The following is a 20,275-nucleotide window of genomic DNA, read 5'->3' as shown; positions in this document are numbered from 1 at the left end:
TTAATCATAAATTTTGTGGGCGCAATTTACCATTTTTATACCTTTGTAAAAAGACAAATTATGTATTTTAACTGTTTTTATGAGAATTGATAAATACTTATGGTGTATACGTACTTTTAAAACTAGAAGTATAGCTACTAATGCTTGTAAAAAAGGGCAAGTTAAGATTGATAATAAAAATGTAAAACCTTCTAAAGAGGTGTTTGGTAATGAATTGATTTTAGTTAGAAAAAATCAAATTAATTATCAAATAAAAGTTTTAGATTTACCAGAAAGTCGTGTTGGTGCAAAATTAGCAGATTTGTACAGAAAAGATATTACACCTAAAGAAGAGTTTCAAAAAAATGAACTTTTAAAATACGCTAAAGATTATTATCGTAAAAAAGGTACTGGAAGACCTACAAAAAAAGATAGAAGGGATATTGAGGGATATACAGAAGATACTACAGAAAACTTATGATAACAGAAGGAAATATTATATTAGATACAGTTCAAATAAATCAAAAAATTAGAAGAATTGCTTATCAAATTTACGAAAGTAATAGTAACGAAAAAGAAGTGATTATTGCCGGTATTATTGGTAATGGATATGTTTTTGCTGAAAAATTAGTTGAAATTTTAAACGAAATTGCTACACTTAAAATAAGTATTTGTAAGGTAACAATTAATAAGAAAAAACCATTAGAACCTATTACCACTACTTTAAATGTTGATGATTACAAGAATAAATCTTTAGTTTTAGTTGATGATGTTTTAAACTCTGGGACTACCTTAATTTATGGTGTAAAACATTTTTTAGATGTACCTCTAAAAAGATTTAAAACAGCTGTTTTGGTAAATAGAAATCATAAAAAATACCCTGTAAAAGCAGATTTTAAAGGAATTTCTTTATCAACATCAATAAAAGAACATATACAAATTGACTTTTTAGAGAACGATTCTAAAGCATATTTAGTTTAACAGTTTAAATAACTCTTCTGCTACTTCGCTTTTCTTTTTGTTATCAATTTTAATTGTCATTTTTGCTTTTTCGTAATAAGGACGTCTTTCAAAAAGATGTTTTGCTACAAATTCAGGAATTTTATCATCACCTAAAGAAGCAATTAAAGGTCTTTTTGCTTTTTTTCTTATTAATCTTTCTACCATTGTTGGCACACTCCCTTGTAAATAGATAGATTTTGTTTCTCCATCATTAACAATTTCCATATTATTTGCATAACAAGGTGTTCCTCCACCTAAAGAAAGTATAAAATTACCATCTTTAGATAAGATTTCTTTCAAATATTTGGTTTCAATCAATCTAAAATAGATTTCTCCTTTCTCTTTAAAAATTTCTGATATAGTTTTGTTTTCTTTTTCGATAATATAATCATCTAGATCTATAAAACTCATTTCTAAACTTTTAGAAAGCTTTTTACCAATACTAGATTTTCCAGAAGCCATATAACCTAATAAAACTATTTTCATTTATTTATATTTTTAGCAAATATCGAAAAATTTCTTCAATTTTATGTTTCAGATTTAAATGATTGATAGTATATTTGCACCTCGTAAAATTTTTGACCTGGTAGCTCAGTTGGTAGAGCATCTCCCTTTTAAGGAGAGGGTCCTGGGTTCGAGCCCCAGCCCGGTCACAGAAAAAAAAGTTAAGCCAATGCTTAACTTTTTTTTATTTTTAAATTTAGCGCACGTGGCGAAATTGGTAGACGCGCAGCCTTGAGGGGGCTGTTTTCGCAAGAAAGTGGAAGTTCGAATCTTCTCGTGCGCACTTTTTATTGAAATATTTTACATCTTCACAAAATATTAACCATTCTAATCACTTTTATCATTAATTTTGTTTTCATGCAAAAAACTCTAATTATTCTGTGCTTATTTTTAAGTTTAGGCGCATTTTCTCAGCAAGACAGTATTCCGAATACAACTTTAAAAGGACAAATTATTCATGCTGTAAATAAGCAAGCTTTAAGCGCTGCACACATTTTAAATTTAAACACTGTACAAGGTACAATTACTAACGATAAAGGTTTTTTTGAAATACCAACTCAAGCTAACGATACAATTTTAGTTTCTTATTTAGGGTTTTCATCAATAAAAGTAAAAGTTACAAATGATTTATTGAAAGGAAATGAATTAGAGATTGCTTTGTACGAAAAGCCTGAAGAAATTAGAGAAGTTATTATAAAATCTACCAAATTAATTGGAGTTTTAGAAATTGATGTAAAACAAGTACCTAAAGATAAATTTACTAGAATTCATATTAATGGATTACCACAGACTTACGAAGTTGGTAAAGCTAATAAAAGAGACTTCTCTTCTCCTGTTGCTGCTTTATTTCAGCCAGTAGATTTCTTATACAACTTGTTTGGTAAAAAACCGAAACAACTAAAGAAATTACAAAAACTAAAAAAAGAAGACGATTTACGTAAAATGTTAGCAGGTAAATTTGATAGAGAAGTAATGATGGAATACTTACAAATGGATAGACAAGAGTTAACTGAACTATTAACAGATTGTAATTATTCTGAATATTTTATTAAAAAAGCATCAGATTTACAAATGATTGAAGCTGTTCTTAGTTGTTACGAAAACTACAAAGCCATTAAAAATGGTAAAATAGAGCGTGATAAAATTCCTTCTAAAAACTAAAATATATCAACAAAAAAAGAGTCAAAAACGTTTTACAGCTTTTGACTCTAATCAACTATTAAAAACTAACTAACATTTACTAAATATCTTTTTAAGACATTAGCTATATAATGTTAGACGCATCATTTGTAATTAAGTTACATTATTTTAAACTGTTTAACAGAATTTTAAGGATATAAGATAATTTACAAGTTTGAAATTATTTAAACAATGCTATCTTAATAAAATAAGAATATAAAAAAGCCTCACAATTTCTTGTGAGGCTTTTTAAAAATATATTTAAACTAAAAGCTTAAGCTCCTAAAACTTCTGCAACCTTATCTGCTGCTTCTTGAAATTCTGTAGCAGAAATAATTTCCATCCCAGAATTATCAATTAATTCTTTAGCTTCTACAGCATTTGTACCTTGTAATCTACAAATAATTGGTACTGTAATTTTATCTCCCATACTTTGGTAAGCATCAACCACACCTTGTGCAACTCTATCACAACGTACAATACCTCCAAAAATATTTACTAAAATAGCTTTTACATTAGGGTCTTTTAAAATAATACCAAAAGCAGTTTCTACTCTTGCAGCATCTGCAGTACCACCAACATCTAAAAAGTTAGCTGGTTCACCACCAGATTCTTTAATTAAATCCATTGTTCCCATTGCTAAACCTGCTCCGTTTACCATACAACCAACGTTTCCATCTAAGTCTACATAGTTTAAACCAGCTGCTTTAGCTTCTACTTCAATTGGGTTTTCTTCTCTTAAATCACGCATTGCTGCATAATCTTTATGTCTATATAAAGCATTTTCATCTAAAGACACTTTTGCATCTACAGCCATTATCTTAGAGTCTGATGTTTTTAACACTGGGTTAATTTCAAACATAGAAGAATCAGACTTAATGTATGCTGTATAAAGAGCTGAAACAAATTTTGTCATTTCTTTAAATGCAACACCAGATAAGCCTAAGTTAAATGCTACTTTACGTGCTTGAAAAGGCATTAAACCTAATAAAGGATCTACTTCTTCTGTAAATATTAAGTGCGGAGTTTCTTCTGCAACAGTTTCTATATCCATACCACCTTCAGTAGAATACATAATCATATTTTTACCAGTTGCTCTGTTTAATAAAACAGACATATAGTATTCATCTGGTTCTTCATCTCCAGGATAATAAACATCTTCTGCAACTAAAACTTGGTTCACTAATTTACCTTCTGCAGATGTTTGAGGTGTAATTAACATCATACCTAAAATATCATCAGAAATAGACTGAACTTCGTCTAAGTTTTTAGCTAACTTAACTCCACCACCTTTTCCACGACCACCTGCGTGAACTTGGGCTTTTATTACGTGCCAACCTGTACCAGTATCTTCCGTTAGTTTTTTTGCAGCTTCTACAGCTTCAGCTGGAGTGCTTGCAACAATTCCTCGTTGAATTCTAACTCCAAAACTGTTTAAAATTTCTTTTCCTTGATATTCGTGTAAGTTCATCTGTGTCGTGATTTTAAAACGGAAACAAAAATACAAATTCAATGATGATTTTTGATATTTTTTTTATAAAAATTATAGCTAAACAAAAAAATGACCTACTAAAAAACATCTTAAGTTCTTAAGGCTTATTTTTTACAGGAAAACTTACTTTAATTTTAATTAAATCTTTTTTAAGATTTAATTAACACTTGGTTACTGTAACGCATTAAAAAATATGGTGTCTTTCATATGAATTAACAACATTTTATGATTACTACTGTAAGGAGTCAAATATATTCGTAAATTGTTTTAACAAAAAATCAACCAAAACCAAATGTTAAAAAAAATCTCAATGATAATGATTGCTTTTTTAGGCATTCACCAATCATCTTCACAAAACCAAGAGAATAGAAAAACAATTAAAACAACCCGTATATCAAAAACACCAAAAATTGATGGTATTTTAAATGATGAAGCTTGGAAAGATGCAGAAATTTGTTCTGATTTTATTATTCTTAGACCAGACAATGGTAAGCCAGTTTCTAAAGAATATCAAACTACTGTTAGGGTAATTTATAATGATGATGCTATTTACATATCAGCAGAAATGTTAGACCCTGATCCTGAAGGAATTCCTCAAGAATTTGCTGTAAGAGATAATTTTGGTATTGCAGATTTCTTTTTAGTTACCATAAACCCAAATGATGATGGCCAAAACCCATTTGAATTTATTGTACAATCTACAGGAAACCAAGGTGATGCAAAAGTATCTAATGGAAATGAAGATTTTAATTGGAGCGCTGTTTGGGATAGTGCTGCAAAAATTACTGATAAAGGATGGAATGTAGAAATGGAAATACCATATAGAGCATTACGTTTTGCAAACAGACCTGTACAATCTTGGGGTTTTAATTTTCATAGAAGATTAGAAAAATTAAACCAACAACACACTTGGACACATATTGATAATACTGTAGGAAGGTGGACGCAATATGATGGTTTAATCACCGATTTTAGAGATATAAAACCACCAACAAGATTAAACTTATATCCTTACGCTTCAGCAACAACTACAACTTTTGAAGGCAATACCGATTTTAACTACAGTCTTGGTATGGATATTAAATATGGTTTAACAGAAAATTTTACTTTGGATGCTACTTTAATTCCTGACTTTAGTCAAGTTGGTTTTGATGACGTAGAATTAAATTTAGGTCCTTTTGAGCAACAATTTACAGAGCAAAGACAGTTTTTTACAGAAGGTACAGAATTGTTTAATATTGCCAATTTATTTTATTCTAGAAGAATAGGTGCTCAACCTATAGATCAATTTGATATTGAAAGTTCTATATCCGAAGATGAAGAAATTACAGATTACCCAGGAAAAGTAACCATGCTAAATGCTGTTAAAATATCTGGAAGAACCCAAAAGGGTTTAGGTATTGGTTTTTTTAACGCAATTACAGAAAAAACTGAAGCTACTATAAAAAATAATCTAACAAATACTGAAAGAAAAGAAGTAATTGATCCTTTTACAAACTATAATATTTTAGTTCTAGATCAACAATTTAATCAAAACTCAACCATATCTCTTATAAACACAAATGTTACCAGAGATGGCAGATTTAGAGATGCAAATGTTACTGCTTTAGATTGGCATATAGAAACTAAAGACAGTAAATACAATGCAGATGGTTCTGTAAAAATGAGTTCTATTTCTGATGATGTAAATAACAATGGTTTAGGTTATTATTTTGATAATAGTTTTGGATACAATTCTGGCCATTGGAACTGGGAAGTAGGTTACAACTTCGAGAACAAAGACTTTAATCCAAATGATTTGGGGATTCTTTTTAGCAATAACCAACAAACAATTTATGGTAGTGCTGGTTGGCGAACTTTACAACCTACCAAAAAATTTAATTCTTACAATTTCTATTTTTACAACAATGCAGAATTCCAACATTTTTCTGGAATATTTACAGGTTATTCAGCCAGTTTTGGAGCAAGTGCACAAACAAGAAAACGCTTCTATTTTGGTGGTAACTTAAATTATGAAACAGAAAACAAAGATTTTTTTGAACCAAGACAAGGTACAACTAGTGGTGTTTACTTTTTACAACCCGAAAGAAAAAACATCAATGCTTGGATATCTACCAATTCACAAAAAAAGTTTCAGGTAAATGCAGATGCTTGGCATACTGCCTATTCTAACAACCCTAAAGTTGGTTACGGTTTTAGCATTTCACCTCGTTATCGATTTACAAATCAATTTTCTTTACAATACAGCTTAAATTACAATCAATTTTATGATGATCAAGGTTATGTAGATGAAGATGACACCAATATTATTTTTGGTATGAGAGATCGTAAAAATTACACCAATTCTATTTCTGGTAAATATAGTTTTAGTACAAAATCTTCACTTTCCTTAACTTTTAGGCATTATTGGGGTGCAGTAAATTATAATGACTATTATAATCTAACTTCTGATGGTGAATTAAATAAAAACGATACCTATGAAGGAGAAAACGTGAATTTTAATAGCTGGAATTTAGACTTAAATTATATTTGGCAATTTGCGCCTGGAAGCCAATTAATAGCATTTTATAGAAATTCAATCTACAACTCTGACACAAACTCGAATTTGAATTTTTTCAAAAATTTGGATAATTTATTCGCCCAATCTCATAGTCATACATTTTCTGTAAGGTTTGTATATTTTATAGATTACAATAAGATTAAGAACATTTTTTAAGTTTAGAACTCTCCCAACTTTTAATAATAACGGATATATTTAAAAAGTATATCCGTTTTTTTATACATTCGTAATCAGATATAAAAACTATGATTGTTACAAAAAATATCCATAAATATTATGGTGATGTAGAAGTTTTAAAAGGTTTAGATTTAGAAATAAAAAAAGGAGAAATTGTAGCTATTGTTGGTCCTTCTGGGGCTGGAAAAACTACACTTTTACAAATACTAGGTACGTTAGACAAACCTTTAAAAGAGCAAGATTTCGAAATTAACATCAACAATAAATCTCTTAAAAATTTAACTGACAAACAATTATCAGAATTTAGAAATAAACATATTGGTTTTATTTTTCAGTTTCATCAATTACTTCCAGAATTTACAGCGTTAGAAAATGTTTGTATCCCTGCATTTATTGCAAAGAAATCTAAAAAAGGTTCCGAAAAAAAAGGCAAAGAATTACTTGAATTTTTAGGATTATCTCATAGAATAAATCATAGACCAAGCGAACTTTCTGGTGGTGAACAACAAAGAGTTGCAGTTGCTAGAGCTTTAATTAACAACCCATCTGTTATTCTTGCAGATGAACCAAGTGGAAATTTAGATAGTGAATCTGCTAAAAATTTACACGAATTATTTTTTAAACTGCGTGATGAATTTGGTCAAACTTTTGTTTTGGTTACCCATAATTTAGAATTAGCAGATATGGCAGATAGAAAATTAACAATGAAAGATGGTAAAATTCTTTAGTTGATAGATGAATAAAACTGAACTTAAAGAATTTTTGGACGAGAAAGTTGTCTTATACAATAATCCAAAATTTATTGAATCAGATCCAATTCAAATTCCACATACATTTACTTTAAAAGAAGATATAGAAATTGCTGCTTTTTTAACAGCAACAATTTCTTGGGGTAATCGAAAAATGATTATCAAAAATGCATATAGGATGATGGAATTACTAGACAATTCTCCTTATGATTTTGTGTTAAACCATCAAGAAAAAGACTTAAAAACATTCGAAAACTTTGTACATAGAACTTTTAATAACATCGATTTTCAACAATTTATAAAGTCTTTACAACACATATATAAAAACCATTTTGGGTTAGAAAACGTACTAAACATAAAAGACAATTCTAAAAATTACAAAACAGCAATACATCAATTTAAAACTATTTTTTTTGAAATTGACTATCAACAAAGAACACAAAAGCACGTTTCTGATCCTCTTAAAAATTCGGCTGCAAAACGTATAAATATGTTTTTACGTTGGATGGTTAGAGACGATAATTCTGGTGTAGATTTTGGAATTTGGCAAACTCATAATCCTGCAAATTTATCTTGTCCTTTAGATGTACATTCTGGTAATGTTGCAAGAAAATTAAAACTGTTAAACAGAAAACAAAACGACTGGAAAGCACTTTCTGAGTTAGACAAAAATTTAAGAAAACTAGATAAAAGCGATCCTGTAAAATATGATTTTGCCCTTTTTGGATTAGGTGTTTTTGAAAAATTTTAAAGAATACATGTTTATAAAACTTTGTGATTTCTATTAAAAACTCAGTGCTATAATATGGATTAATTTCCCTATTTTTGAGAGAACTTTAATCACAAAAATGCAATTTCAAAATCCTGAAATTTTATACTTTTTAGCACTACTCATTATACCCATTTTAGTGCATCTTTTTCAATTACAAAAATTTGTAAAAACACCATTTACTAACGTTGCTTTTTTACAGAAATTAGTACAACAAACACGTAAGAGTTCTCGTATAAAAAAATGGTTAATTTTAGCAACAAGGCTACTATTACTTTCAGCGATAATTATTGCTTTTTCTCAACCCTATTTTAGCGGTAAAAAAACAGAAACTAAACAGCAAATATTTATTTATTTAGACAATTCTTTAAGTACAAATAGTACAGGAGAAAAAGGAAATTTATTAAAAATTGCAGCACAAGAAATTATTGAAAATGCTTCTAGAAATGATAGATATTCTTTACAAACAAATACAGATTTTTACAAAGATATTTCTTACCAAGATTTAAAAAACAACTTACTAAACATAAAAAATTCTGCTAAAAAAGTAGAAATTAAGAACATTTTTCTTAAAATAAACAGCTCTCAAAAAAATAAAACTAATACTTTATATAAAAGTGTTTTTATTTCTGATTTTCAGAATACTTACAACAACGAGTTTACAAATGTAACCAAAGGTTTTTCAGGTATAAAACTAGAGAGTAGCAAAAAAAACAACATTTCTATAGATAGTGTTTTTACTACGACCTCTAACACAACAAACTTAACTATAAATGTAGTAGTTAAAAATCAAGGTGATGCAAAAAACAACATTCCAATAGCCATTTATAATAAAGAAAAACTAGTAAGTAAACAGTCTTTCTCTATTAACGAAAATGAAAATAAAACAATAACTTTTACATTACAAAATGTTACTGAATTCTTAGGGAAATTAGACATTACTTTTAGCGACACTTTTTTGTTTGACAATAGTTTTTATTTTAGCATAAACACTAGTAAAAAAATCAATATTCTAAGTATTGGTAATGACACAAATTTCTTATCTAAAATCTACACAAAAGACGAATTTAACTTCTCTACTTCTACCCTACAAAACATAAATTATAATGCCATTCCAAAACAGCAAATTATCATCTTAAATGAATTAAAAAAAATCCCTGAAACGCTATCAAAAAGTATCGTTAATTTTTCTAAAAAAGGAGGCACGATTGTAATTATACCAAATATAAAATCTGAAGTACAATCTTATAATTTATTCTTAAATAAAATTGCTGGATCAAAAATAAAATCTAAAATTTCTGATACTTTAAAAATTACAAATATCAATTTTAATCACCCTTTATTTAAAAATGTTTTCTCTAAAAAAGTATTGAATTTTCAATATCCAATTGTTAAAAGCTACTATCCTATTTTATCTAAAAACAAAAGTAACATTATCTCTTTTGAGAACAATTCAAGTTTTATAAGTGAGATTAATTCTTCGAAAAACAAAGTGTATTGGATCTCTAGTTCTTTATCAAAAAACAATAGCAATTTTTTAAATTCACCTCTAGTTGTACCTACATTTTACAATTTTGGAAAACTAAGTTTTCAACATCAAAAATTATATTATTATCTAAATAAAGAAAATAAAATTGATGTAGAAACCAATTTAGAAAAAGATGAAATTTTAACCATTGTTAATCAAAATTCATCTTTTATTCCATCTCAACAAACTTATCAAAATAAAGTAAGTATTTCTACAAAAGACAATCCTACAAAAGTTGGTTTTTATAATATCATCAGTAAAAAAGACACGTTACAAACTATTGCTTTTAATAACCCAAAAGAAGAGAGTTCATTAAACTTTTTAGATTTAAATTCTTTAAGAAAAGAAAATAAAAACATCAATTTTAATTCTTCTATTGCAGAGGTTTTTAACGATTTAAACAAAAAAAATGAAGTTCAATGGCTTTGGAAATGGTTTTTAGCCTTGGCAATTGTATCTTTGCTTTTAGAAATTTTTATTTTAAAGTTCTATAAACCATGAGTACGCTTCTTAGAAACGCAACAATTATAGATGCATCAAGTCCTTATCATCTTCAAAAAAAGGACATTTTAATTAGTAATGGAAAAATCAAAAAGATTGCAGACACCATTCAACTTAAAGAAAACACAAATTTAGTAGATTTAGAAGACTTGCACGTTTCTTGTGGTTGGTTTGATACTAGTGTTTCATTAGGAGAACCTGGATTTGAAGAAAGAGAAACAATACAAAATGGTTTGCAAGTTGCTGCCAAAAGTGGTTTTACTGCAATTGCTGTAAACGCAAACACGAACCCAATAATAGATTCTAAATCTGATGTTGAATACCTAATTAACAAAGCTAATAATTCTGCAACAAAATTATTTCCTATAGCTGCATTAACACAAAAAAGCAATGGAATTGAAATGGCTGAATTGTATGATATGCAACTATCTGGAGCCATTGCTTTTGGTGATTACAACAAACCAATTGAAAATGACAACTTAATGAAAGTTGCACTTTTATATGCTCAAAATTTTGATGGTTTAGTTTTAAGTTTCCCTAAAAATAATGCGATTGCAGGAGAAGGAATTGCTAACGAAGGTATTAATAGCACTAAATTAGGTTTAAAAGGAAGTCCTGCTTTAGCTGAGCATATACAAATTTCGAGAGATTTATTTTTGTTAGAATACACAGGTGGTAAATTACACATACCAACAATTTCTACAGCAAAATCTGTTGACCTAATAAAAGAAGCTAAGAAAAAAGGATTGCAAGTTACTTGTAGTGTTTCTGCACATCATTTAACTTTAACTGATGATGAATTACATGGTTTTGATAGTAACTTTAAAACGAATCCGCCTTTAAGAACCAAAGCAGATACTAAAGCTTTACAAAAAGCGATTAAAAACAATGTTATTGATATTATTACCTCTGATCATAATCCTATTGACATAGAACATAAAAAAGTTGAATTCAGTGAAGCTAAAGATGGTGTAATTGGCTTAGAAACTGCTTTTGGAGCAATCAATTCTGTATTAGAATTAGAAGATTTTATAGAGAAATTAACTACAAAACCTAAAGCTATTTTTGGGTTAGAAAATTACACAATTAACGAAGGTAATAAAGCTGATATCACTTTATTTAATCCAAAAGAAGAAATTATTTTTACAAAACAACAAATATTATCAACTTCTAAAAACAGTCCTTTCATCAACAAAAAGTTAAAAGGTAAAGTTTATGGAGTTTATGCAAACAATCAATTAATATTAAAATAAATATTATGGAAAACACCTCTGTAAGTGAAGGAAAAACAGCTGCAATTATAAGTCATTTTTGGATTATAGGCCTTGTAATTGCATTTGTAATGAACATGAATAAAAAGAATTATTTTGCTAGTTTTTATATAAGACAAATGATAGGTTTAAATATTATTCAGTTTTTAAACGGAGCAATTATTCTTAAATTTTTTGGTAGTTCTGCTAGTTATATTATTGGAGCTTTAGCTTTTATACTATGGATTATTTCTTTAATAGGAGCTTTTAAAGGAGAGGAAAAAGAAGTACCAGTAGTTGGTGAGCATTTTCAAAATTGGTTTAGAGGAATTTAATAAAAAAATTAAACTATTATCAGTCTAAAAAACATTTATGAGTCTAAATTACATTGTAAAAGAACCTACTAAAAAAACTGAAAATCCGCCTTTATTAATTTTATTACATGGCTATGGAAGTAATGAACAAGATTTATTTTCGTTTGCAGAAGAGTTACCAGAAGAATTACTTATTGTAAGTGTACAAGCACCTTACGAAATGGGTTATGGTGGTTATGCTTGGTATGCAATTAATTTTGATGAAGTAAATGGTAAATTTTCTGATTTAAAACAAGCTAAAGAATCTATTGATAAAATTGCAGTTTTTATTGATGATATTAAAACAAAATACAACACAAGTACTAACAATACTTTTTTGTTAGGCTTTAGTCAAGGTGCTATTTTAAGTTATTCTTTAAGTTTCTTTTACCCAAATAAAGTAAATTATATTATTGCATTAAGTGGTTATATTGAAACAAAATTATTACCATCAACAATTTCTAAGGATGTAAAAACAGACTATTATTGTTCTCATGGAACTGTAGATCAAGTTTTACCTATTGATTGGGCAAGAAAAAGTAAACCCTTTTTAGATAATTTAGGGTTAGAAAATGTTTTTTCTGAGTATCCTGTTGGTCATGGAGTAGCTCCACAAAACTTCTATAGTTTTAAGTCTTGGATAGAAAATAGGTTGTAAAATAGAACTAATTACCAAAGAGCTCTTAATCTATATTTATGAGTGATTTTTGAAGCTTTCCTATTAATTCTACTGGCTTGTAAGGCTTAAATATAACGTCTTTAAAACCTACACTCAAATAGTGACTTTTATCTTCTTCAGTTGCAAAACCTGTTAAGGCTAAAAAAGGTGTTTTTGTATTAAAATATAGATGTTCTTTTCTTTTAACCAACTCTACTCCTGTAAGTTCTGGCATATTTATATCTAAAAGAACAATATCGAAAGTTTCTTTATTTAAAACATTATAAGCCATTAATCCATTGTCTACAACAGTAACTTTAACCCCTTCTTTTTCTAAAAAATGAATGGTTATTTTTTGATTTAAATGATCATCATCTGCCAGTAAAACTTTTTTACCTTTTAAACTTATAATTTTTGTTTCTGGGACCTCTTGTATTTTGTTTTCTATATAAGAATCTACTTTTTTAAACGGAATTTCTACAGAAAAAACAGTTCCTTTATCAATAGCACTTTCTACAGATATAGTTCCTTGCATTGCAGATACCAGACGTTTTACAATTGCCAACCCTAAACCTGCACCACCATGAATTCTATTATCATCTAACTCTGTTTGACCATATTCTTCAAATATTAGTACAGTTTGTTCTGGTGTCATTCCTCTACCAGTATCAATAATTTTAAAACGTATTTCTGTAGTTTCTGGACTGTCTAAAATAAGATTTGCTTGTAAAGAAACCATTCCTTTTTTAGTAAACTTTAAAGCATTACTCATTAAATTAGTAATAATTTGAGTAACTCTTACACCATCTCCATATAAAACATCTGGTATAAGATCAGATTTTGAAAGTTCTATATTAACTTTATCATTACTATTCTGATTCTTATAGTTAATATAAATACCCTCAATTATATCATTAATATTTATCTGCTCAACAGCCAATTTAAGCTTACCTGCTTCAATTCTCGATAAATCTAAAATATCATCAACAATAACTTTTAAATTTCTACCAGCTATTGAAAGATATTTTATATAATCTTCTACTTTTTTCGATAAATCTTCTTCAGAAATCATTTGTGTATATCCTAAAATGGTATTTAAAGGATTCCTTATTTCATGACTCATCATTGCTAAAAAACGAGATTTTTCTTCATTAGCTTTATCAGAAGCTTTTCTTAAAACAATTAGTTCTTTATTTTTTTTTGAAATTTCTCTTTTCAAAAAATACAAATCATTTCTACTTTGATTTAATTTAGTGATAGTTTTGTAAATCTCAGTTCTTTCTTGTATTAGAATTGTTATTACATTGTTTTTATTTAACAATTCTAAATCTACATTGTACTCTTTTTCATCAGAACAAATAACCATTCCGTTTATAGGAATTGTTTCATTTTCTGTTAAAAAATCTAACGTACCAAAAAGAAAAGGGCAAGGATTAAATATTGAAGTGTTTAAATCAAATTCTTTTTTAGCAAATTTACCTGCATTAATTGCAGTAATAATTCCTTGCTTATTGGTTACAATTTCAATAAAAGCATTTTCTATATTTGGAGGTATCAATGAAATTTTATTTTAAAGATTGGTGTGCTAACAATACAAAAGCATCTTCTACATTTTCATTATCTTTTGCACTGGTAATTAAATCTATATGAATATTTACAGTTTTTTTTACTTGATTTATCTCTAAACTAGTTAATAAATCTTTTTTATTACCTACAATTGTAATATCCTCTAAACCAGACAATTCTTTAATTGTATCTATTTGACTGCTTAAATTTAAATAAGTTTCATCTCTAGACATATCAAAAACATACATAGCTGCACTTGCTCCTAAAAAATAAGCTTTTGGCACTTTTTCATCATCTTTAGTACCAGCAACATCCCAAATTAATAGCTTAATTTTTTCTGAATTTAATTCTACTATTTTAGTACTAACTCTTACACCAATTGTACTGATGTAATCTTCAGAAAATTCATTTAAAACAAACCTTCTAATTAGTGAGGTTTTACCAACACCAAAATTACCAACAAGTAAAACTTTTTTTGCTATCATTTAAAACTTAATCTTTATTTATAAAAATATCCATTATTAAAACATTTAATCTTTCTTCTTCTGCTAAAAAACTTCTATCCATTAAAACTTTTTCTGCTAGTATATTAATATCGTCTAAAAGTTCTTCTTTAAATTCACTATTTATAATACCAGAAGCTGCAGTTGCAATATAGATAGATTTAAAATTTTGAATAGATAATTGAAAAGTTTCGAATTTTATATCTTCTAAATCTTGTCCTTCTTTAGAAAAAGCATCTTCAGCAAAAGATTTTATGGCAGTTAACATACCAGAAACCATATCTTTATCTGCAATACTACCTCTAGAAAAACTACCTCTTAATAAACCAGAATCTTTTTCTATAACAAAAATCTCTTCTATTATAGGTTCAAAAACTTCTTGTAACACATCATCTGCATCTGTTCTTTTACCTTTAAATAAACGTTTTATAATTTGAGTAATCGAAAACTTATCATTAATAGTTTCGTTAATAGTATCTGTAAGTTTAGCTATTTCTGCGACAATAAACTTCTTAATCAATTTACCTATAATTGGGTAAAGTGCTTCTACAACTTCGTCTTGAGAATCTCTAATTTGTACTTTTATAGCTTCTGTAATATGGCCACCAAAATGATCTGAAAAATTATCTTTAAAATCATCTATTTTTTGGTCTATTACTGGGGCTACTTCTTTTTTAACTTCAGTTTTTTCTAAAAATTTGGCACTTAAAGCTTCAAATTCTTTTCTATCATCTGTTAATAAAAGTTCTTTTAGTAATTCAAAACGGTTGTCAGTATTATGATTTACAGTCGTTTTTCTCATCTATTCTTGCAACATCTGTGCAATCTTCTCTAAAGCTTTTCCTAATTTTCTTCTATCTGTTTTTTCATCATCTAAATCTGCTAACTTCTTATCTAAATCATCATTTAAATCTTGAAATTTATGATCTACTAAACTTTCTAAATCAGATAATTTATTTTCTAAGTTAGTTACAGCATCAGCTAAGCTATTGTTACTTTGTTTTTTTAATGCTTCAATTTTTTCATAAACGTCTGCAAATTCTGAATCATATCTTTGAATATTCTCTCCAAAAATTAAGTCTCTTACTGCTGCAATCCTAGTATCAACTTGTTGATTAGGTGCTGTTTCATTATTTTGTTCGGGAGTTTTAGCCATGCTATTATTTAGTTTTTTATAACTATTAAATCTTTTTAATGTTGATGACTAAAGTTCTGAAAACAATAGCCTTGTAGACAAATATACACTAAAAAACAAATTATAAAAACCTATACTGTTATTTTTAAACCATCAAAAGCTAAAAATACATTTTCAGGCAATTTCTTAGAAATCTCCTTATGAAAACCTAGTTTATGACTTATATGAGTAAAATAAGTTTTTTTAGGTTGTATTTCATCAACAAAATCTAAAGCTTCTTTTAAGTTAAAATGAGTTGGGTGTTCTTGAATCCTTAAAGCATTAACGACTAAAACATCTAAGTTTTTTAATTTTTGTTTTTCAGTTTCATCAATAGTTTTTACATCTGTTAAATAAGCAAAATCTTGAAACCTAAAAGCTGTAATTGGTAATTTACCATGCTTTACATTTATTGGAGTAACTTCTAATCCATCAACCAAAAAACTATTGCTATCTACTAAAAATGGAGTTACACTTGGTGCTCCTGGATATCTGTTTTCTTTACTAAAAATATAGTCAAAACGTTTCTCTAAACTCGTTAATGTAGTTTTGTTTAAATAAATAGGCATATCTCCTATTTTATAACAATAAGGCCTTAAATCATCTAAACCACCTACATGATCTGCATGTTCGTGTGTAAAAAAAACTCCATTAATTAATTGAACATTTTCTCGCAACATTTGTTGTCTAAAATCTGGTCCACAATCAATAACGTAAGTTAAATCATTCCAAGAAATTAACAGGGAAGAACGTAATCGTTTGTCTTTAAGGTCTGTTGATAGGCATACTGGGTCATTACTTGCAATCATTGGTATGCCTTGCGAAGTTCCTGTACCTAGAAAGGTTATATCTAATACTTTTTTACTAAAATTCATTATAACAAAAATAACATAAAAATTGACTGATAGCATTCTTATTTACTACATTTGTTAAGTACTTAAAAAATCTAATATGGCAATTTCTTTGAGAGGAGATAAAGAGATTAGTAGTGTACCAACTACTAAAAGTAAAGCACTAAGAATAAACTTAAACTCTGATATTTATGGAACCTTTGCAGAAATTGGTGCAGGCCAAGAAACTGCTCGTAATTTCTTTAGATCTGGAGCTGCATCTGGTACTATAGCAAAGGCTATGAGTGCTTATGATAAAGATTTTTCTGATGCTATTTATGGTATTGAAGAAGACAGACGTTATGTTACTCAGCCTAGATTAAAAAAAATGTTAGGTCACGAAATCGATTTAATGGAAGATCGTTTAAGTAGACAAAAACATCCTGATAAATTATTCTTTAGTTATGCTAATACTGTAACTACTATAGATTTTGCTAGAAAATTTAAAGGTCATGGTTGGGTAGGAATCCGTTTTCAATTAGATCCTTTAGAAGATTATAACGAAATTGTTTTACACTTACGCTTTAAAGAAACAGATGCGCGTTTGCAACAAGAAACTTTAGGTATTTTGGGTGTAAACCTTATTTATGGTGCTTTTTACTTAAATGATAATCCAAAAGAGTTGGTAAAATCTTTTTATCATAATTTAGGAAATCATCAACTAGAAATTGACATGATTAATTTCTCTGGCCCTCGTTTTATGTATGTAGACAATCGTTTAATGAGCTTACAATTGCTTAAAAATGGAATGACAAATGCTGTTATGTTTGGGCCTGATGGTAATAATTTATTACCAGCTCAAGTACTTTACAAAAAAAACATTTTAGCTTTAAGAGGTAGTTTTAGACCAGTAACTAAAGTTAATATGGATATGTTTGAACAGTCTAAAAAAATGTTTTTAAAAGAAAACAAAGTAAATGAAAGCAAGGTTCAAGTTATATTCGAAATTACATTAAGTAACTTATCTGCAGAAGGTAAAATTAATGAAAGAGACTTTTTAGATAGAGCAGAATTACTATGTTCTTTAGGACAAAATGTTATGATTACCAGCTTTCAACAATATTTTAAATTAGTTGAATATTTTAGTGAGTTTACCAAAGAAAGAATGGCGCTTGCCATGGGTGTTTTTAATCTGGTACAAATTTTTGACGAAAAATACTATAGAGATTTAAGTGGTGGAATCTTAGAAGCTTTTGGTAAATTATTCCATAGAGATTTAAAAGTGTACATGTATCCATATCATGACCCAGAAACTGGAGAATATATGAATAGTGAAAACTTAAAAGTACACCCTAGAATGAAAGAATTATACAAATTCTTTAAAAACAACGGAAAAATCTTAGACATTAAAGATTTTAATAAAGAAGTTTTAGACATCTTTTCTAGAACTGTATTAAGAAAAATTATGGATGGAGAAAAAGGTTGGGAAGAAATGTTACCAGAAGGGGTCTCTGAAATTATAAAACAAAAAAGATTATTTGGTTATTCTAGATCTAGAAGTAAAAGTTAATATTTATTACCTTTTTAATTAAACCTTTTTAACCTATTTTAGTCTAATAAAAAATGTTGTTTTTTGATAGACGAAATTACACTAGTACAACAACTCCAAGACACTAAAACAAGAGATAAAGCTTTTAGAGTATTAATTACACAATACAAAGAACGCTTGTATTGGCATATACGTAAAATTGTAATTGTACATGATGATGCAGATGATGTTTTACAAAACACTTTTGTAAAGATTTTTAAAAATATCGAAAAATTTAACAAGCAAAGTAAACTATATTCTTGGATGTATAGAATTGCCACAAACGAATCTATTACATTTATTAATAAGAGAGTTAAGGAAAGAAACGTAGATATTTCTGACTATCATCAACAATTAGCAAGCACTTTAGAAAGTGACTTATATTTTTCTGGTGATGAAATTCAGATAATTCTACAAAAAGCAATTGCAACCTTACCACAAAAACAACAATTGGTTTTTAACATGAAATATTTTGATGAGTTAAAATATGATGAAATTTCTGAAATTTTAGAAACTTCTGTTGGAGCCCTAAAAGCATCATATTTTCATGCCGTTAAAAAAATAGAAAAATATATAAAAACAGAAACAAATTAAACCTTTTTAAACTTTAAAGGTCTAAATAACAATGGAAAACGAAATTAAACATAGTGTAGCTTTTTTAAGAAAACAAATTGGCAATAAAGCTGGTTTTTCTACACCTTCTAATTATTTAAATAATTTAGAAGATGATATTACTATAAAAATTTCTGAAGAAAGTTTTACAAAAGAAACTTCTTTTAAAGTACCAGATGCTTATTTTAATAATTTAGAGGATGATATTTTTGCCAAAGTTACATCCGAAGAAAAAGAAACTAAAGTAATTTCTTTTAAAGAAAGAGTTTTAAAAATATTGCCTTTTGCAGCTGCTGCTTCTATTGCTCTATTTATTGGTTTAAATTCTTTTGTATTTAACACTAGTAATTCTAACACAATAGATACTTTATCTGATGATGATTTTGAATATTGGTTAGACGCAAGCACAATAGATACTGATGATATTGTAGAAATTTTACCAGAAGATATATTAGAAATTAATGAGTTTTCTTTTGCACTAATTGAAGATGAAACTATAGAAGACTATATTAATTCTATAGATAACACTTCTTTATTAAACGAATTAAATTAAAAAATTAGATAATGAAAAAATTAATAACCTTTATCTGTATTGCCTTAAGCTTCTCTCTATCCATAAACGCTCAAATGAGTAAAGAAGGTAGAAAAAAGATTAAAGCATTAAAAGTTGCTTATTTAACAGAGCAGATGAATTTAACGACTTCTGAAGCAGAAAAGTTTTGGCCAATTTATAATACATATATAACTGACCAATATGCAATAAGAAACAATTATAAAGCTAATGTTAAAAAAGCGGAAAAAGAATTTGAAGATTTAGCCAGTTTAAACGAAGATGAAGCTAAAAAACTTGTTTCTTTAAAATTACTTACAGACAAAAAACTTTACTTATCTCAAGAAAAATTCACGAAACAAATTGAAGGTATTATTTCTTATTCAAAAATATTAAAACTACAAATTGCAGAAATGGAATTTGGCAGAAAATTAATGCGAAAATACAAGCATAGAGATCATGACAAAAAAGATTAAAAAAAATGGAAGCTTCTAAGCTTCCATTTTTTTTTAATTTATTAAGTTTAAACAGGAGTATAATTCTGGTTTGTTTGCTGTAAATTGCTTTAACCATATTGTTAACTCATCTACTTCATAAGGTAACAATCTACCAAGTGCTTTTTCTAACTCTTTACAAAACAAATCTGAATTAAAACTTACTTTTTTTAGTACAGTTTTCGTGTACTCAAACATTGCTCTTGCCATATTTTTCTAAAGATTTATATGTTTTAATAACGTAAACTAAAACGTTT

The 20,275-nt window shown here is 27.8% G+C and carries 22 protein-coding genes and 2 tRNA genes; 16 read left to right on the top strand and 8 right to left on the bottom strand.

The window, feature by feature from the left end; genetic code table 11:
- Nucleotides 1-79: 79 nt before the first annotated feature.
- Both ACJJVK_RS11800 and ACJJVK_RS11795 read left to right on the top strand, forming a co-directional pair.
- Complete coding sequence (locus tag ACJJVK_RS11800) at nucleotides 80-460, top strand: RNA-binding S4 domain-containing protein (protein WP_215995022.1); 381 nt, start codon at nucleotides 80-82, stop codon at nucleotides 458-460.
- A complete protein-coding gene (locus ACJJVK_RS11795; protein WP_215995021.1) occupies nucleotides 457-960 on the top strand; it encodes a phosphoribosyltransferase family protein in 504 nt (167 codons plus the stop codon). Before ACJJVK_RS11800 ends, ACJJVK_RS11795 begins: the two co-directional genes overlap by 4 nt.
- Here ACJJVK_RS11795 and ACJJVK_RS11790 read toward each other — a convergent pair.
- Nucleotides 952-1,467 carry a shikimate kinase gene (locus ACJJVK_RS11790; RefSeq protein WP_405566179.1) on the bottom strand — a complete coding sequence of 172 codons (516 nt, stop codon included), beginning with the start codon at nucleotides 1,465-1,467 and terminating at the stop codon, nucleotides 952-954. The genes ACJJVK_RS11795 and ACJJVK_RS11790 overlap by 9 nt on opposite strands.
- A 94-nt stretch (nucleotides 1,468-1,561) precedes the next feature.
- Between ACJJVK_RS11790 and ACJJVK_RS11785 the strand changes: the two genes are divergently transcribed.
- From ACJJVK_RS11785 to ACJJVK_RS11775, 3 genes are all read left to right on the top strand, one after another.
- Nucleotides 1,562-1,634: transfer RNA gene (locus tag ACJJVK_RS11785), tRNA-Lys, on the top strand.
- A 50-nt stretch (nucleotides 1,635-1,684) separates the two neighbouring features.
- A tRNA-Leu gene (locus ACJJVK_RS11780) sits at nucleotides 1,685-1,768 on the top strand.
- Nucleotides 1,769-1,842: 74 nt separating this feature from the next.
- A complete protein-coding gene (locus ACJJVK_RS11775; protein ID WP_215995016.1) occupies nucleotides 1,843-2,646 on the top strand; it encodes a carboxypeptidase-like regulatory domain-containing protein in 804 nt (267 codons plus the stop codon).
- Nucleotides 2,647-2,938: 292 nt separating this feature from the next.
- On the opposite strand, the gene sucC is transcribed toward ACJJVK_RS11775, so the two are convergent.
- Nucleotides 2,939-4,135 carry an ADP-forming succinate--CoA ligase subunit beta gene (sucC, locus tag ACJJVK_RS11770; protein WP_215995015.1) on the bottom strand — a complete coding sequence of 399 codons (1,197 nt, stop codon included), beginning with the start codon at nucleotides 4,133-4,135 and terminating at the stop codon, nucleotides 2,939-2,941.
- 313 nt (nucleotides 4,136-4,448) lie between these two features.
- On the opposite strand from sucC, the gene ACJJVK_RS11765 reads away from it, so the two are divergent.
- The 7 genes from ACJJVK_RS11765 to ACJJVK_RS11735 all read left to right on the top strand — a co-directional run bounded on the left by ACJJVK_RS11765 (nucleotide 4,449) and on the right by ACJJVK_RS11735 (nucleotide 12,701).
- Complete coding sequence (locus tag ACJJVK_RS11765; RefSeq protein WP_405566177.1) at nucleotides 4,449-6,872, top strand: DUF5916 domain-containing protein; 2,424 nt, start codon at nucleotides 4,449-4,451, stop codon at nucleotides 6,870-6,872.
- Between the two features lie 89 nt (nucleotides 6,873-6,961).
- Complete coding sequence (locus ACJJVK_RS11760; protein WP_405566176.1) at nucleotides 6,962-7,621, top strand: ABC transporter ATP-binding protein; 660 nt, start codon at nucleotides 6,962-6,964, stop codon at nucleotides 7,619-7,621.
- Between the two features lie 7 nt (nucleotides 7,622-7,628).
- Nucleotides 7,629-8,393: a TIGR02757 family protein gene (locus ACJJVK_RS11755; RefSeq protein WP_405566173.1), complete on the top strand. Its 765-nt coding sequence runs from the start codon at nucleotides 7,629-7,631 to the stop codon at nucleotides 8,391-8,393.
- Between the two features lie 97 nt (nucleotides 8,394-8,490).
- Nucleotides 8,491-10,440 (top strand): BatA domain-containing protein, encoded by a 1,950-nt coding sequence (locus ACJJVK_RS11750; RefSeq protein ID WP_405566172.1) that lies wholly within the window; start codon nucleotides 8,491-8,493, stop codon nucleotides 10,438-10,440.
- On the top strand, nucleotides 10,437-11,693 hold the full coding sequence (locus ACJJVK_RS11745) for a dihydroorotase (RefSeq protein WP_405566170.1): 1,257 nt from the start codon (nucleotides 10,437-10,439) through the stop codon (nucleotides 11,691-11,693). The genes ACJJVK_RS11750 and ACJJVK_RS11745 overlap by 4 nt, the downstream gene beginning before the upstream one ends.
- A 5-nt stretch (nucleotides 11,694-11,698) precedes the next feature.
- The gene (locus ACJJVK_RS11740; protein ID WP_405566168.1) at nucleotides 11,699-12,025 is read left to right on the top strand and encodes a DUF4870 domain-containing protein; all 327 of its coding nucleotides are present in this window, start codon (nucleotides 11,699-11,701) and stop codon (nucleotides 12,023-12,025) included.
- A 37-nt stretch (nucleotides 12,026-12,062) separates the two neighbouring features.
- Nucleotides 12,063-12,701, top strand: coding sequence for an alpha/beta hydrolase (locus tag ACJJVK_RS11735; RefSeq protein ID WP_215995008.1), 639 nt, complete (start codon nucleotides 12,063-12,065; stop codon nucleotides 12,699-12,701).
- 25 nt (nucleotides 12,702-12,726) lie between these two features.
- On the opposite strand, the gene ACJJVK_RS11730 is transcribed toward ACJJVK_RS11735, so the two are convergent.
- The 5 genes from ACJJVK_RS11730 to ACJJVK_RS11710 form a co-directional block, all read right to left on the bottom strand.
- Nucleotides 12,727-14,259, bottom strand: coding sequence for a hybrid sensor histidine kinase/response regulator (locus ACJJVK_RS11730; protein ID WP_405566166.1), 1,533 nt, complete (start codon nucleotides 14,257-14,259; stop codon nucleotides 12,727-12,729).
- 7 nt (nucleotides 14,260-14,266) lie between these two features.
- Nucleotides 14,267-14,752, bottom strand: coding sequence for a Rab family GTPase (locus tag ACJJVK_RS11725; protein WP_405566164.1), 486 nt, complete (start codon nucleotides 14,750-14,752; stop codon nucleotides 14,267-14,269).
- A 7-nt stretch (nucleotides 14,753-14,759) separates the two neighbouring features.
- Nucleotides 14,760-15,572: a cell envelope biogenesis protein OmpA gene (locus ACJJVK_RS11720; RefSeq protein ID WP_405566163.1), complete on the bottom strand. Its 813-nt coding sequence runs from the start codon at nucleotides 15,570-15,572 to the stop codon at nucleotides 14,760-14,762.
- A complete protein-coding gene (locus tag ACJJVK_RS11715; protein WP_215995004.1) occupies nucleotides 15,573-15,926 on the bottom strand; it encodes a hypothetical protein in 354 nt (117 codons plus the stop codon). It abuts the gene before it with no gap.
- A gap of 110 nt (nucleotides 15,927-16,036) precedes the next feature.
- Nucleotides 16,037-16,819: an MBL fold metallo-hydrolase gene (locus ACJJVK_RS11710; RefSeq protein ID WP_405566162.1), complete on the bottom strand. Its 783-nt coding sequence runs from the start codon at nucleotides 16,817-16,819 to the stop codon at nucleotides 16,037-16,039.
- A gap of 76 nt (nucleotides 16,820-16,895) precedes the next feature.
- Between ACJJVK_RS11710 and ACJJVK_RS11705 the strand changes: the two genes are divergently transcribed.
- The 4 genes from ACJJVK_RS11705 (at nucleotide 16,896) to ACJJVK_RS11690 (ending at nucleotide 20,000) form a co-directional block, all read left to right on the top strand.
- The gene (locus ACJJVK_RS11705) at nucleotides 16,896-18,344 is read left to right on the top strand and encodes a TonB-dependent receptor (protein ID WP_215995002.1); all 1,449 of its coding nucleotides are present in this window, start codon (nucleotides 16,896-16,898) and stop codon (nucleotides 18,342-18,344) included.
- A gap of 63 nt (nucleotides 18,345-18,407) precedes the next feature.
- Entirely contained in the window at nucleotides 18,408-18,956 is a 549-nt protein-coding gene (locus ACJJVK_RS11700) for an RNA polymerase sigma factor (protein WP_215995001.1), read from the top strand.
- Between the two features lie 31 nt (nucleotides 18,957-18,987).
- The gene (locus tag ACJJVK_RS11695) at nucleotides 18,988-19,527 is read left to right on the top strand and encodes a hypothetical protein (RefSeq protein WP_405566160.1); all 540 of its coding nucleotides are present in this window, start codon (nucleotides 18,988-18,990) and stop codon (nucleotides 19,525-19,527) included.
- A gap of 11 nt (nucleotides 19,528-19,538) precedes the next feature.
- Nucleotides 19,539-20,000, top strand: coding sequence for a sensor of ECF-type sigma factor (locus tag ACJJVK_RS11690; RefSeq protein WP_215994999.1), 462 nt, complete (start codon nucleotides 19,539-19,541; stop codon nucleotides 19,998-20,000).
- Nucleotides 20,001-20,033: 33 nt separating this feature from the next.
- Here ACJJVK_RS11690 and ACJJVK_RS11685 read toward each other — a convergent pair whose 3' ends face one another.
- On the bottom strand, nucleotides 20,034-20,228 hold the full coding sequence (locus ACJJVK_RS11685; protein ID WP_215994998.1) for a hypothetical protein: 195 nt from the start codon (nucleotides 20,226-20,228) through the stop codon (nucleotides 20,034-20,036).
- Nucleotides 20,229-20,275: the final 47 nt, after the last annotated feature.

This window comes from Polaribacter sp. Asnod6-C07 (genome assembly GCF_045063625.1).
Classification (GTDB): Bacteria; Bacteroidota; Bacteroidia; order Flavobacteriales; family Flavobacteriaceae; genus Polaribacter; species Polaribacter vadi_A.
This window is presented reverse-complemented; position numbering and strand designations above follow the sequence as displayed.

What these genes read in the sequence shown, in the direction of transcription:
- ACJJVK_RS11705 (WP_215995002.1), top strand. Translation starts at nt 16,896, where the DNA reads ATGGCAATTTCTTTGAGAGGAGATAAAGAGATTAGTAGTGTACCAACT.
- ACJJVK_RS11735 (WP_215995008.1), top strand. Translation starts at nt 12,063, where the DNA reads ATGAGTCTAAATTACATTGTAAAAGAACCTACTAAAAAAACTGAAAAT.
- ACJJVK_RS11760 (WP_405566176.1), top strand. Translation starts at nt 6,962, where the DNA reads ATGATTGTTACAAAAAATATCCATAAATATTATGGTGATGTAGAAGTT.
- ACJJVK_RS11775 (WP_215995016.1), top strand. Translation starts at nt 1,843, where the DNA reads ATGCAAAAAACTCTAATTATTCTGTGCTTATTTTTAAGTTTAGGCGCA.
- ACJJVK_RS11790 (WP_405566179.1), bottom strand. Translation starts at nt 1,467, where the DNA reads ATGAAAATAGTTTTATTAGGTTATATGGCTTCTGGAAAATCTAGTATT.
- ACJJVK_RS11725 (WP_405566164.1), bottom strand. Translation starts at nt 14,752, where the DNA reads ATGATAGCAAAAAAAGTTTTACTTGTTGGTAATTTTGGTGTTGGTAAA.
- ACJJVK_RS11765 (WP_405566177.1), top strand. Translation starts at nt 4,449, where the DNA reads ATGTTAAAAAAAATCTCAATGATAATGATTGCTTTTTTAGGCATTCAC.
- ACJJVK_RS11795 (WP_215995021.1), top strand. Translation starts at nt 457, where the DNA reads ATGATAACAGAAGGAAATATTATATTAGATACAGTTCAAATAAATCAA.
- ACJJVK_RS11750 (WP_405566172.1), top strand. Translation starts at nt 8,491, where the DNA reads ATGCAATTTCAAAATCCTGAAATTTTATACTTTTTAGCACTACTCATT.
- ACJJVK_RS11800 (WP_215995022.1), top strand. Translation starts at nt 80, where the DNA reads ATGAGAATTGATAAATACTTATGGTGTATACGTACTTTTAAAACTAGA.
- ACJJVK_RS11690 (WP_215994999.1), top strand. Translation starts at nt 19,539, where the DNA reads ATGAAAAAATTAATAACCTTTATCTGTATTGCCTTAAGCTTCTCTCTA.
- ACJJVK_RS11745 (WP_405566170.1), top strand. Translation starts at nt 10,437, where the DNA reads ATGAGTACGCTTCTTAGAAACGCAACAATTATAGATGCATCAAGTCCT.
- ACJJVK_RS11740 (WP_405566168.1), top strand. Translation starts at nt 11,699, where the DNA reads ATGGAAAACACCTCTGTAAGTGAAGGAAAAACAGCTGCAATTATAAGT.
- ACJJVK_RS11715 (WP_215995004.1), bottom strand. Translation starts at nt 15,926, where the DNA reads ATGGCTAAAACTCCCGAACAAAATAATGAAACAGCACCTAATCAACAA.
- ACJJVK_RS11695 (WP_405566160.1), top strand. Translation starts at nt 18,988, where the DNA reads ATGGAAAACGAAATTAAACATAGTGTAGCTTTTTTAAGAAAACAAATT.
- ACJJVK_RS11720 (WP_405566163.1), bottom strand. Translation starts at nt 15,572, where the DNA reads ATGAGAAAAACGACTGTAAATCATAATACTGACAACCGTTTTGAATTA.
- ACJJVK_RS11710 (WP_405566162.1), bottom strand. Translation starts at nt 16,819, where the DNA reads ATGAATTTTAGTAAAAAAGTATTAGATATAACCTTTCTAGGTACAGGA.
- sucC (WP_215995015.1), bottom strand. Translation starts at nt 4,135, where the DNA reads ATGAACTTACACGAATATCAAGGAAAAGAAATTTTAAACAGTTTTGGA.
- ACJJVK_RS11755 (WP_405566173.1), top strand. Translation starts at nt 7,629, where the DNA reads ATGAATAAAACTGAACTTAAAGAATTTTTGGACGAGAAAGTTGTCTTA.
- ACJJVK_RS11685 (WP_215994998.1), bottom strand. Translation starts at nt 20,228, where the DNA reads ATGGCAAGAGCAATGTTTGAGTACACGAAAACTGTACTAAAAAAAGTA.